A 10,445-nucleotide genomic window follows, 5' to 3' on the forward strand; every position below is an offset into this window, starting at 1 on the left:
GGCGCTTAGACCAAACGTCCGTTAGAAATTTGAGAAAATCGGCTCCGTCGGAATCAGGCGGAGATTTGGGGAGCGAACAATGATCAGGACTATGGTCGCGCTGGCCTTGGCGAGCGTGGTGATTGGCGGCCAGGCGCAAGCTGCGCCGGCGAAGGCGAAACCGGCTGCGGCCAGGGCGGCGGCCTATCACGCCCCGCGCGGACCGGACGGCAAACATCCCGACCTGAACGGCGTCTGGCAGGTGATGAACACCGCCAACTGGAACATCGAGCCGCACGCCTCAAGCGCGGCGCTGCAGATGCGTCCGGGCCCGGTGGTGCCGGTGCCGGCCAAGGAAGTTCTGGCGCTGGGCGCTGTGGGCTCCGTGCCCGCCGGCCTCGGCGTGGTCGAAGGCGGCGCGATCCCCTACACGCCCGAAGCCCTGAAGACGCGCGACGCCAACAAGGCCGACTGGATCCACAAGGATCCGGAGATCAAGTGCTACCTGCCGGGCGTGCCGCGCGCCAACTACATGGCCCTGCCGTTCCAGATCTTCCAATCCGAGAGCGCCACCCTGATCGCCTATGAATATGCGGGCGCGGTGCGCAATCTGCAGTTCAAGGATCCGGGCCCCGCCCCGGTCGACAGCTGGATGGGCCAGTCGGTGGCTCACTGGGAAGGCGACACCCTGGTGGTGGTGGTCACCGGCATGCTGGACTCGACCTGGTTCGACCGCGCCGGCAACTTCCACACCGGCGACCTGAAGGTCACCGAACGCTGGACGCCCACCGGCCCCGGCGTGCTGCGCTACGAGGCGCTGATCGAGGATCCCTCGATCTTCACGCGCCCGTGGAAGATGAGCATGAATCTCTACAAGCACGTCGGCGAGGACGCTCGCCTGCAGCAGTTCAAGTGCGTCGAATTCGTCGAAGAATTGATGTACGGTCACCTGCGGAAAGAGCCGTTGAAGTGACGATCTAACCCGCCCTGTCCTTCCGCGGCGCCGCTGTTGTCATCTTGACTTCGCCGGCGCTGCGGGAAGATGAAAAGACAGCAGTATCCTCCGCTGGAGACGCCCAATGAATTTCCGCCGTTTCATTATCCCCGCCGCCATTTCAGCCGGCCTCCTCGCCGCAGCCTCCATTGGCGTGACGCAGGCCGCCGCCCACCACGCCTTCGCCGCCGAATTCGACGGCAAGTCCCCGGTGCTGCTGCGCGGCAAGGTGACCAAGGTCGAGTGGATCAATCCGCACGCTTGGGTGCATGTGCAGAACACCAATCCCGATTTCGCGCAGGTCGAGTGGATGGTCGAGGGCGGCACGCCCAACACCTTGCTCCGCGCCGGCATCGACCGGAATTCGCTGAAGGTCGGGACCGAGATCGTGGTCCGCGGCTATCAGTCGAAGGACAAGGCCTGCACCCCGATCTGCAAGGCCAACGGCCGCGACGTGACCTTCCCCGACGGCCGCAAGCTGTTCATGGGCTCGTCCGGCACCGGCGCGCCGAAAGACGGCTCCGACAAGAGCGAAATGCCCTAGCGGCGGCTTTCAAAACAGACTTCGGAATGGGGAGCCCTCGCGGCTCCCTTTTCTTTTGCGCTTCAGGTGAGGCGTGAACCCGCGGCCGGGCGCTCGTCATCGGCCAGGAGCCCGCGGCGCAGGGTGATGAGCAAGAGCGCGACCAGCACCGGCGGTCCCAGTGGCACGCCCAACCGCATGGCCGCGACCCGCGAAACCAGCGGCAGCACATAGGCCGCCAGCAGCACGAGCTTTTCCCACCGGGCGAACCCGCGGCGCAAGCCCTCGCCCAGCACCCAGGCCATCGGCACGGCGGTCAGGGTGAGGTCGTAGTCGAGGACGTAGGGCGTCGCGAGCAGGGCCGCCGTCATCAGCACCGGCCCGATCGCCGGGCTCCTGGCGCGCCGGGCGGCGAACCACCCGACGGCGACCGCGACGGCGAGCGACAGGGCGATCTGGGCGGCGTAGGCGGCCCCGAGCGGCGCATGCCACAGGCGAAGGGCGGCGAACAGGCTCTGGACCTTCCCGGGATCGAGCTCGTCGCCTTCGACCACCGCGCGCATCTGCGGCAGGATCGCCAGGAAGCCTCGCCACGGCTCCAGTCCGAAGGCGAGCGTCGCGGCGCCGGTCAAGGCGATCGCCGTCGCAGCCGCGCCCAGCAACGCGCGCCACTGCCGCGCCGCGATCAGGGCCACGGGGATCAGGAGTCCGAGCTGCGGCTTGTAGATCAGGGCGCCGAAACAGGCCCCGGCGAGGAACGGCCTGCGCTGCAGCAACAGGGCGCCGCCGCCGAACAGGCCGGTCGTGAGAAACGCGTTCTGGCCGTGTCCGAGATTGAGCAGGACCGCGGGAAACGACAGGGCGAGCAACGTCCGGCCGCGCACGCCGGCCAGCCAGGCGCCGACGACCCGCCAGTAGCCGAGGAGGGTCAGGCCCATCCAGGCGACGAGGGAGCCGAAATAGGGCAGGAACCCGAGCGGCACGCAGATCAAGAGAAACATGGGCGGGTAAGGGAAGGGCGTGTAGCCCACGTCCGCGCCCGGGAACGTCGCCTGCTGCAGGGCCGCGTGCGCCTGGGCGTCGTAGACCGTGGCCGGCGCCGCGCCCTGCAGGAGGAGGCGCGAGGCGGTCCAGAAGCTGAGGAAGTCGGTGCCGAGCGGCTTGCCCGTGAGGTCCACCCCGCCCCGGGACAGGGCGATCCAACCCACCACGATCAGGACGGTTACGGCGGCCAGGACCCGCAGCCAGGCCGTCGCGCGCTCGGCGGTGAGCCAGTCCGCGGCGCCAAGGCGCATCAGGGCGCGACGGAGGCGGTGCATGCGGCGCACGGTGCCCGTGAGCCGATGGAGATCGGGTAAACGGCGCGGGAGGCCGCACGCCCATTCCAAGTTTTTCCGTCGCGTAACGTAATCACGGATCACCTAGGTTATGCATGGGCTGGCGAACGCTGGCATCTGCGCTATGAGTGCGCGGCAACGGCGTCACGCGGAACGTCGAAGAACAACAGGCTGCGGGGGAGTTTCCTTGATAGGCGAATTCTTGAACTGGGTTCAGCACACGCTGGGCAAGGGCGCCTCGCCCGACGCTCAGTCGTGGAGCGAGGCGTTGCTGGGCTCGCTGAACTTCTGGGGCATCCTGGAAGGCACCCACCTGATCGCGCTGATGCTGTTCGCCGGCACCATCATGGTGGTGGACCTGCGGCTGCTGGGGGTGACTTTCCGCAAGACGAAGGTCTCGGTGGTCAGCGACGCGATCCTGCCGCTCACCATCTTCAGCTTCGCCTTCGTGGTGATCACCGGCCTGGCGCTGCTCTTCGCCAAGCCCTTGGATTATTATCACAATATATGGTTCCGGGCGAAGATGATCTTCCTCGCCCTGGCCCTGCTGAACATCATCATCTTCCATGGCCGGGTCCAGGCCACGCAGGACTCGTGGGACGCCGATGAAAAGCCGCCGCGCGCGGCCCGCCTCGCCGCCGCCGGCTCGCTGATCGCCTGGCTGCTGGTGATCACCTGCGGCCGCTTCATCCCCTACGACTGGTACCAGTGCGGCAAGCCGCAGACCACGTTCATCAACTGGGTTCAGGAGTGCAAGTCCTCCGAGAAGGGCGAAGTCAACCTCGCGGGGAAGCACCTATGAAGATCGAAATCGAACAGTACCTGCCGCACATCCGGCCGTGGGTGGAGAGCCTCGCCAACACCTTCCCCGGCAAGCAGATCAAGCCGCAGTTCGCGGTCTGGGAAGTGGGCCACATCCTGTCGCTGATCGTGCTCGGCGGCACGACGATCCTCATGAACCTGCGGCTGCTGGGCGTCGGGCTGACGGCGGAGCCGCCGTCGGAGGTCTACCGGAACCTCAGGTTCTGGCAGAACGTGGGGATTATCGGAATCGTCTTCACGGGCGTCGCGATCGGGTCGGCCAACGCCGAACGGCTCTACGACAGCGCCGCCTTCATCGTGAAGATGCTGGCGCTGCTCGCCGGCATCATACTGACCTACGGCGTGAGCCGGCCGGTCGCCGCGGCCGACGGCGCCGTGGGCCCGATGCAGAAGGTCTGGTTCGCGCTCGGAAGCGCGGTCTTCCTTCTGGGGCTTTGGGTCTTCGCGATCTCCGACCTGGTCAATGTGGGCGTCTACCACATCATCACCGCCGCGGCCCTGGTGGTGCTGTTCGCGACGCGGGGCCGGCTGCGGTTGGTCTATCTCGGTGTGCTGAGCGCCATGATCGTCGCGCAGTACGTCAACACCCACATCCTCATCAAGCCGGACGACTACGATCACCTCAACCCGGTCAACAAGGCCTGGACGGTGGCCTTCTCGACCTGGATCGTCGGGGCGGCGCTGTTCCAGCTGTTCCGGGCGGGACGGGGTCCGGAGGGCGGACCGCTCACCAAGATCATCGCCTACGCCACGATCCTGGTCTGGGTGATGGGGGCCGCGGCCGGCCGCTGGATCGCCTTCGCCTGAGCGCGAGGCGTCCGGCTAGGTCGTCTGCAGGTCGAGCAGCGACTGCCACATCTTGTCGGCGATCTTGATGACGCCGACGTTGGCGCTGAAGGCCTGCTTGGCCTCGATCTGGCCGACCGCCTCCTTGGCGTAGTCGACGCTGTCGTCGCCGGCCATGTTGGCGACACGGCTCGCCGAAGCATCGAGGCTCCGGGTCGCGGCCATCATGCCGTAGCGGGCGGTGGAGATCGGGTCCATGCCGCCACATTGCGCCGGCTGCGGTTAAGCTATCGCGAGGTTTCGTGGTGAATGGACGCTAAGCTTTGCTGTGGGCGCGCCCCGCCCTGACGATTGACTGTCGGCGCGGACGCGCCCTGAATGGCGGCTCGGGGGACGAGACGGAGACAGCCATGAAGTCCTTCATCTTCCTTGCGGCCGCGGCCTTCAGCCTGAGCGCCGGCCTCGCCAGCGCCCAGTCGCTGGCCGACAATCCGCCCAAGACCACCATCATCTGCCTCGACGTCGCCGGCCGGAGCCTGCCGGCCAACTGCAGGGGCCAGGCGAGCCGGCTCGATGCGCGGGAAGACATCTGCCTCTGCCCGGGGGCGTCAGAGCGCATTACCGTATCGGTCTGCCCGGCCGGGGTGCATCCGCCGGCCGAGAGCGCCGCCTTCGAGCGCTACCGCGGCAAGGCCGCCACCAAGGGCAGCCTGGTGGGCGCGACCTACGAGGGCCAGCCGATCTGCCGCGCGGCGCGGAACGCCCGAAACCCTTAGGGACCGCGAGCGGCTACTTGCCGAGCGCGCCGTAGACCAGCTTCTGGAAGACCGGCAGGGCGGCGCGTCCGCCCATCCGCTGGCCGGTGGCCAGCTGCGCGGCGGCGTCGGGGCCCAGCGGCATGGAATTCTGGATCAGGTAGATCATCACCATGTCCTCGGCCGGGTCGGCCTGCCACCAGGTGCCGAATGCGCCCGGCCAGCCGAACGCGCCCTCGGAGCCCGCGCCCATCCAGGCCTGTTTTTCCGGATCGGTAATCACCGAGAGGCCGAGGCCGAACCCCTGGCCCAGCCAAAAGGGGATGCCCATGAACGGGATCTGCCGCTGCGCGTCGGTGAGCCGGTTGGCGGCCATCATCTCGACCGTCTCGGCCTTGACCAGCCGCACGCCGTCGACCTCGCCCCTGCCCAGCATCATGCGGGCGAACTTCAGATAGTCGTCGGCGGTCGAGATCAGGCCGCCGCCGCCGGCCTCGAAGGCGGGCTGGCTGTCCACGTGCGGGAAGGAGACGTCCTGCAGCCGGTCGGTCTGCGGGTCGATCCGGTAGAGCTTGGCCATCCGGCCGCGTTTCTCCGGCGGGCACCAGAAGTCGGTGTCGTGCATGCCGAGGGGCGAGAAGATGCGGTCCTTCAAGACCTGGCCCAGGGGCTTGCCCTCGATCCGCGCCACCAGGAAGCCCAGCACCTCGGTCGCGTGGCTGTAGTGGAACCGCTCGCCGGGCGGATAGCTGAGCGGCAGGCCGCCCAGCGCCTTCAACCACTGGTCCGGGGTCAGCGGCGTGCCGAGCGGCGGCCCCAGCGCGTCCTCGTGCGCCTGGGCGATCGGCCCGACCGAGGTGAAGGCATAGGCGAGGCCCGCCCGATGGGTCATCAGGTCTTCGACCGTGATCTCGCGGGGCGCCGGATAGGTGTCCTCGATGGGGCCCGCGGCGTCCTTCAGCACCTGCATGCCGGCGAATTCCGGCAGCCATTTGGTGATCGGGTCCTCAAGCCGGAGCTTCCCTTCCTCCAGCAGCATCAGGGCCGCGATGGAGGTGATCGGCTTGGTCATGGAGGCGATGCGGAAGAGCGTGTCCCGCGTCATCGGCGCCCCAGCCTCGACGTCGCGCTGGCCGATGGTGTTGATCTGGGCGATCTCGCCCTTGCGCCACACCAGCGTGACGAAGCCCGACAGGTCGCCCGCGTCCGCCACCGCCTGCAGGGCCGGTGGGATCTGCGCGAGCCCCGCCTGGAGGAAACCGCCGCTCGCCTGATCGCCGTCCATGGATCGTGCTCCCTCTCGCCTGTTATCGGCGTTCACTCAGCAATAGCGCAGGCGACGGCGAGCGGCGTCAAGCGCGCGCGTTGAACCGCCGACGCTTCCTGCGTATTGGGAGGCGATGGCCCATCGTCGCACCGCCGCAATCAGCCTCGCGCTCCTGGCGCTCGGCGCCTGCTCACCCGGCGCGCCGAAGGGGGTCGACAAGGACCAGCTGGACGCGGCGGTCTCACGCGCCATCGGCGACCCGGCGTCCTGCCTGCTGATCGCCGAGCAGGTGAGCGGCAAGCTGGTCTATCGCTACAACACCCATACCGCCTGCGCCCGGGCCCTGCCGTCCTGTGCTGGCCCCGGCGCTGGGCAGCAGACCCTCGAGCAGCTCCTGAACGCCACGCTGAAGGACGGCCAGCCGCGCACCTTGAGCTGTAGCTCGACGGCCGACGCCTCGCGGGGCGTCGGCTGGGCCGCGGGCCCTATCCCGGGCAAGGGCCTGGTCTACGCCGCGGTGATGGAGGGCGACCGCGCCTTCCCTGGCCGGATGATGGCTGACCGCCTCGCCAAGTCCTTCCACGACGTGGGGCTCTAGCGCTTTAAGGGCCCCTCGGCCCGTGCTACCGGCGACGGACGCGTCGCTGCTGGGGCCTGTAGCTCAATGGTTAGAGCCGGCCGCTCATAACGGTCTGGTTGCAGGTTCGAGTCCTGCCGGGCCCACCAGCGCCGCTTTGGGCAGGGTCGGGGAGGACGCGCCGCATGGCCAAGACCGCCGGGGATGCCCCGAACGCGCCGGCGGAGCCCCCCGCGGCGGCCGCGGCCTGGTGGCGGATCATGGACCTGCGGATCGGCGTCGTGCCGGTCCCCGTGGCGGTGGTCGGGGTCGCGGTCGTGGCGGCCTTCGTGTGGCTGGGCGCGCCGCCGTCCGATATCCTGATGAACATCCTGGTCCTGGCGGTCGGCGGCTTCGCCTGCGCCGAGATCGGCAAGCGCACGCCGGGCCTGAAGACCCTCGGCCTGGCGGCGATCCTGGCGACCTTCCTGCCGTCCTATCTGGTCTATGCGCACGTCCTGCCGGCGGCGCTGGTCAAGTCGATCTCAGCCTTCACCGACAACTCGAACTTCCTCTACCTGTTCATCGCCGCGATCATCGTGGGCTCGATCCTGGGCATGGATCGGCGCGTGCTGATCGCCGGTTTCGCCAAGATCTTCGTACCGCTGGCGGTGGGTTCGGTGGCCGCCACAGGCGTCGGCTGCGCGATGGGAACGGCGCTGGGCCTCGGCCTCAAGCACACCTTCTTCAAGGTCGTGGCCCCGATCATGGCCGGCGGGGTGGGGGAGGGCGCCATCCCGCTCACCGTCGGCTACGCCCAGGTCTCGCACCAGCCGCAGGGTGAGCTCTTCGCCGAGGTGCTGCCGGCGGTGATGCTGGGCAGCCTGACGGCGATCCTGTTCGCCGGCGTGCTGAACGCGCTCGGCAAGCGCTTGCCGCACCTGACCGGCGAAGGCCGGCTGCAGCCCGGCGAGCACGACGTCCGCCTGACCGGCGAGCATCCCACGCGCCAGGAGGTCACGCCCGCCGACGTCGGCGCGGCCCTGGTCATGGCGGTGACGCTCTACCTGGTCGGGGCGCTCACCCAGAAGCTCTGGGGCTGGCCGGGGCCGGTGGTGATGCTGGCGCTGGCCGTGGCCATGAAGTTCGGGCGGGTGGCCTCGCCACGGCTGGAGCGCGGCGCCTTCGCCAACTTCCAGTTCTTCTCGGCCTGCGTGACCTATCCGCTGCTCTTCGCCATCGGCGTGGCCAAGACCCCGTGGGAGAAGCTGATGGGCGCCTTCAACCTGCCGACTATCGCGACCATCGTGGCCACTGTCGCGACGCTGATGGGGACGGGTTTCCTGACCGCGAGATTCGTCCGGCTCTTCCCGATCGATACGGCCATCGTCAACGCCTGCCATTCAGGCCAGGGCGGCACCGGCGACGTGGCGATCCTGACCGCCGCCAACCGCATGCAACTGATGCCCTTCGCCCAGATCGCCACCCGCATCGGCGGTGCGATCATGGTCACCCTGACGCTGATCCTCTTCGCCCGCCTGCGGGGGTGAATACGCCCAGTTTGACGTACGGTTAACTCGGATCGACGAACATGGGCCAACGAAAAGGGGGAAGGCTGTTGAGCGAAACCGCCGGCAGCACGCGAGGGGATGCGATTCCGACGGCACAGTCGTCGGGCCTGGGCCTCTATGCGGCCTCCATGCGCAACCTCCTGCCCCGGCTGATCAGCGCCGCCTCGGTGGCCGCGGTGGCCGGCTGTTACCTTGGCTGGGGCTGGGCGCTGGCCTGGTCCTGTTGCGTCTGGGCCAACCTCTGGGCGTCCGCGGTCGCCATGGATGCGGCCGCGCGGCACAAGGGGACGCCCTGGGGGCGGGCGCTGACGGTGGCGATCTCCGCCAGCAGCTTCATGGCCAGCGCGCTCCAGTCGGTGGCGGCGGTCGCGCTCTGGCGCCACGGCGGCGACGTTCCGCGCGCCTTCGCCATGGTCACCGTGTTCATCGGCGCGGCCTATGTGCTGTTGCAGTACTACGCCGACCTGACGGTCTTCCGCCTGCTGCTGGTCCCCTATGTCGTCGCGCTCGCCTACGTCGCCTGGGACGCCGGCGCCGCGGCCGGTTGGCCGCCGGCGGTGATCGTCACCGTCATCGCCTCGGCGGTCAGCCTGATCAATTTCTTCTTCCTGTCGCGCCGCCTGCTCGACCGGTCGCGAACCGCGCTGCGCCAGGCGCGCCAGCGCGCCCAGCAGGGCGAACTCGCCGCAGAGTCCGCCAACGCCGCCAAGTCGACCTTCCTGGCCACGATGAGCCACGAGATCCGCACGCCGCTGAACGGGGTGCTCGGCATGGCCCAGGCCATGGCCGGCGACGAGCTCTCCGACCGCCAACGCGACCGGTTGTCGGTCGTCCACCGCTCCGGCGAGGCCCTGCTGGCGATCCTCAACGACGTGTTGGACCTCTCCAAGATCGAGGCCGGCAAGCTGGAGCTGGAGCAGCTGGAATTCGAGCTGGCCGACGTCGCCCGCGGCGCCTATTCGGCCTTCACGGCGCTCGCCAACAAGAAGGGCCTCTCCTTCGCGCTCGACATCGAGCCGGCCCGCGGCCGCTATCTCGGCGATCCGACGCGGCTGCGCCAGATCCTCTACAACCTGATCTCCAACGCACTGAAGTTCACCGAGCAGGGCGAGATCCGTGTCACGGCCGTGCGCAGGGGCGAGATCCTGGAGCTCTCTGTCGCCGACACCGGCGTCGGCATTCCGCCCGAGAGCCTCTCCAGGCTGTTCGCCAAGTTCGACCAGCTGGACTCATCGACCACCCGCCGCTTCGGCGGCACCGGGCTCGGCCTCGCCATCTGCCGCGAGCTCGCCCAGCTGATGGCCGGCGAGATCAGCGTCGAGAGCGAGCTCGGCCTGGGCTCGAAGTTCACGCTGCGGGCCCCCCTGCCCTGGATGGGCGAGGAGAAGGCCGCCGTCGCCTGCGTCATCGAGGCGCCGACGGAGACGCCGGATATCGCGCTGCGGGTGCTGGCCGCCGAGGACAACGCCGTCAACCAGCTGGTGCTGAAGACCCTGTTGCACCAGATGGGCGTCGACCCCCACGTCGTCGACAACGGCCAGCAGGCCGTCGAGGCCTGGGAGAGCGGCGAGTGGGACGTCATCCTGATGGACATCCAGATGCCGGTGATGGACGGCCTGACCGCCACCGCCCAGATCCGCAACCGCGAGGCCGACACCGGCCGCCCGCGCACGCCGATCGTAGCGCTGACTGCCAACGCCATGTCGCACCAGGTCGAGCAGTACATCCTGGGTGGCATGGACGGCCACGTCGCCAAGCCGATCCAGGCCGTCGAACTCTTCGAGACCCTGACCCGCGCCGCGGCCCCGCCGCAGGTCAAGCCCGGCGGCGGTGTGAAGGCCGAGGTCGCCTAGCT

General features: G+C 68.7%; 11 protein-coding genes and 1 tRNA gene. 9 read left to right on the forward strand and 3 right to left on the reverse strand.

The annotated features are described in order from the left end of the window. Nucleotides 1–79 precede the first annotated feature (79 nt). Both ACESMY_RS08905 and ACESMY_RS08910 read left to right on the forward strand, forming a co-directional pair. Nucleotides 80–952, forward strand: coding sequence for a hypothetical protein (locus ACESMY_RS08905; protein WP_372784211.1), 873 nt, complete (start codon nucleotides 80–82; stop codon nucleotides 950–952). A gap of 106 nt (nucleotides 953–1,058) precedes the next feature. Further along, entirely contained in the window at nucleotides 1,059–1,517 is a 459-nt protein-coding gene (locus ACESMY_RS08910) for a DUF6152 family protein (RefSeq protein WP_372784212.1), read from the forward strand. A 62-nt stretch (nucleotides 1,518–1,579) separates the two neighbouring features. On the opposite strand, the gene ACESMY_RS08915 is transcribed toward ACESMY_RS08910, so the two are convergent. Next, nucleotides 1,580–2,815, reverse strand: a complete 1,236-nt coding sequence (locus tag ACESMY_RS08915) for a glycosyltransferase family 87 protein (RefSeq protein ID WP_372784213.1) — start codon at nucleotides 2,813–2,815, stop codon at nucleotides 1,580–1,582. A gap of 220 nt (nucleotides 2,816–3,035) precedes the next feature. Here ACESMY_RS08915 and ACESMY_RS08920 point away from each other — a divergent pair, with 220 nt between their 5' ends. Beyond that, nucleotides 3,036–3,635 carry a DUF6644 family protein gene (locus ACESMY_RS08920; protein ID WP_372784214.1) on the forward strand — a complete coding sequence of 200 codons (600 nt, stop codon included), beginning with the start codon at nucleotides 3,036–3,038 and terminating at the stop codon, nucleotides 3,633–3,635. Continuing rightward, nucleotides 3,632–4,462 (forward strand): DUF6644 family protein, encoded by an 831-nt coding sequence (locus ACESMY_RS08925; RefSeq protein WP_372784215.1) that lies wholly within the window; start codon nucleotides 3,632–3,634, stop codon nucleotides 4,460–4,462. Before ACESMY_RS08920 ends, ACESMY_RS08925 begins: the two co-directional genes overlap by 4 nt. Before the next feature lie 15 nt (nucleotides 4,463–4,477). On the opposite strand, the gene ACESMY_RS08930 is transcribed toward ACESMY_RS08925, so the two are convergent. Next, nucleotides 4,478–4,699, reverse strand: coding sequence for a flagellar basal body rod C-terminal domain-containing protein (locus tag ACESMY_RS08930; RefSeq protein WP_372784216.1), 222 nt, complete (start codon nucleotides 4,697–4,699; stop codon nucleotides 4,478–4,480). 152 nt (nucleotides 4,700–4,851) lie between these two features. Here ACESMY_RS08930 and ACESMY_RS08935 point away from each other — a divergent pair, with 152 nt between their 5' ends. Continuing rightward, on the forward strand, nucleotides 4,852–5,217 hold the full coding sequence (locus ACESMY_RS08935) for a hypothetical protein (RefSeq protein WP_372784217.1): 366 nt from the start codon (nucleotides 4,852–4,854) through the stop codon (nucleotides 5,215–5,217). Nucleotides 5,218–5,230: 13 nt separating this feature from the next. Here ACESMY_RS08935 and ACESMY_RS08940 read toward each other — a convergent pair whose 3' ends face one another. Continuing rightward, on the reverse strand, nucleotides 5,231–6,481 hold the full coding sequence (locus ACESMY_RS08940; protein WP_372784218.1) for a serine hydrolase domain-containing protein: 1,251 nt from the start codon (nucleotides 6,479–6,481) through the stop codon (nucleotides 5,231–5,233). 115 nt (nucleotides 6,482–6,596) lie between these two features. Between ACESMY_RS08940 and ACESMY_RS08945 the strand changes: the two genes are divergently transcribed. From ACESMY_RS08945 to ACESMY_RS08960, 4 genes are all read left to right on the forward strand, one after another. Beyond that, nucleotides 6,597–7,061: a hypothetical protein gene (locus ACESMY_RS08945; RefSeq protein ID WP_372784219.1), complete on the forward strand. Its 465-nt coding sequence runs from the start codon at nucleotides 6,597–6,599 to the stop codon at nucleotides 7,059–7,061. A 52-nt stretch (nucleotides 7,062–7,113) separates the two neighbouring features. Next, nucleotides 7,114–7,189 (forward strand) — tRNA-Ile (locus ACESMY_RS08950). Nucleotides 7,190–7,225: 36 nt separating this feature from the next. After that, nucleotides 7,226–8,569 carry a 2-hydroxycarboxylate transporter family protein gene (locus ACESMY_RS08955; RefSeq protein ID WP_372784220.1) on the forward strand — a complete coding sequence of 448 codons (1,344 nt, stop codon included), beginning with the start codon at nucleotides 7,226–7,228 and terminating at the stop codon, nucleotides 8,567–8,569. 68 nt (nucleotides 8,570–8,637) lie between these two features. Next, nucleotides 8,638–10,443 (forward strand): ATP-binding protein, encoded by a 1,806-nt coding sequence (locus ACESMY_RS08960; protein ID WP_372784221.1) that lies wholly within the window; start codon nucleotides 8,638–8,640, stop codon nucleotides 10,441–10,443. Nucleotides 10,444–10,445 lie beyond the last annotated feature (2 nt).

The sequence above is a fragment of the Phenylobacterium sp. genome (assembly GCF_041691455.1).
GTDB lineage: Bacteria > Pseudomonadota > Alphaproteobacteria > Caulobacterales > Caulobacteraceae > Phenylobacterium.

Coding starts and splice junctions, on each gene's coding strand:
- ACESMY_RS08905 (WP_372784211.1), top strand. CDS start 80: ATGATCAGGACTATGGTCGCGCTGGCCTTGGCGAGCGTGGTGATTGGC.
- ACESMY_RS08910 (WP_372784212.1), top strand. CDS start 1,059: ATGAATTTCCGCCGTTTCATTATCCCCGCCGCCATTTCAGCCGGCCTC.
- ACESMY_RS08915 (WP_372784213.1), bottom strand. CDS start 2,815: ATGCACCGCCTCCGTCGCGCCCTGATGCGCCTTGGCGCCGCGGACTGG.
- ACESMY_RS08925 (WP_372784215.1), top strand. CDS start 3,632: ATGAAGATCGAAATCGAACAGTACCTGCCGCACATCCGGCCGTGGGTG.
- ACESMY_RS08930 (WP_372784216.1), bottom strand. CDS start 4,699: ATGGACCCGATCTCCACCGCCCGCTACGGCATGATGGCCGCGACCCGG.
- ACESMY_RS08935 (WP_372784217.1), top strand. CDS start 4,852: ATGAAGTCCTTCATCTTCCTTGCGGCCGCGGCCTTCAGCCTGAGCGCC.
- ACESMY_RS08940 (WP_372784218.1), bottom strand. CDS start 6,481: ATGGACGGCGATCAGGCGAGCGGCGGTTTCCTCCAGGCGGGGCTCGCG.
- ACESMY_RS08945 (WP_372784219.1), top strand. CDS start 6,597: ATGGCCCATCGTCGCACCGCCGCAATCAGCCTCGCGCTCCTGGCGCTC.
- ACESMY_RS08955 (WP_372784220.1), top strand. CDS start 7,226: ATGGCCAAGACCGCCGGGGATGCCCCGAACGCGCCGGCGGAGCCCCCC.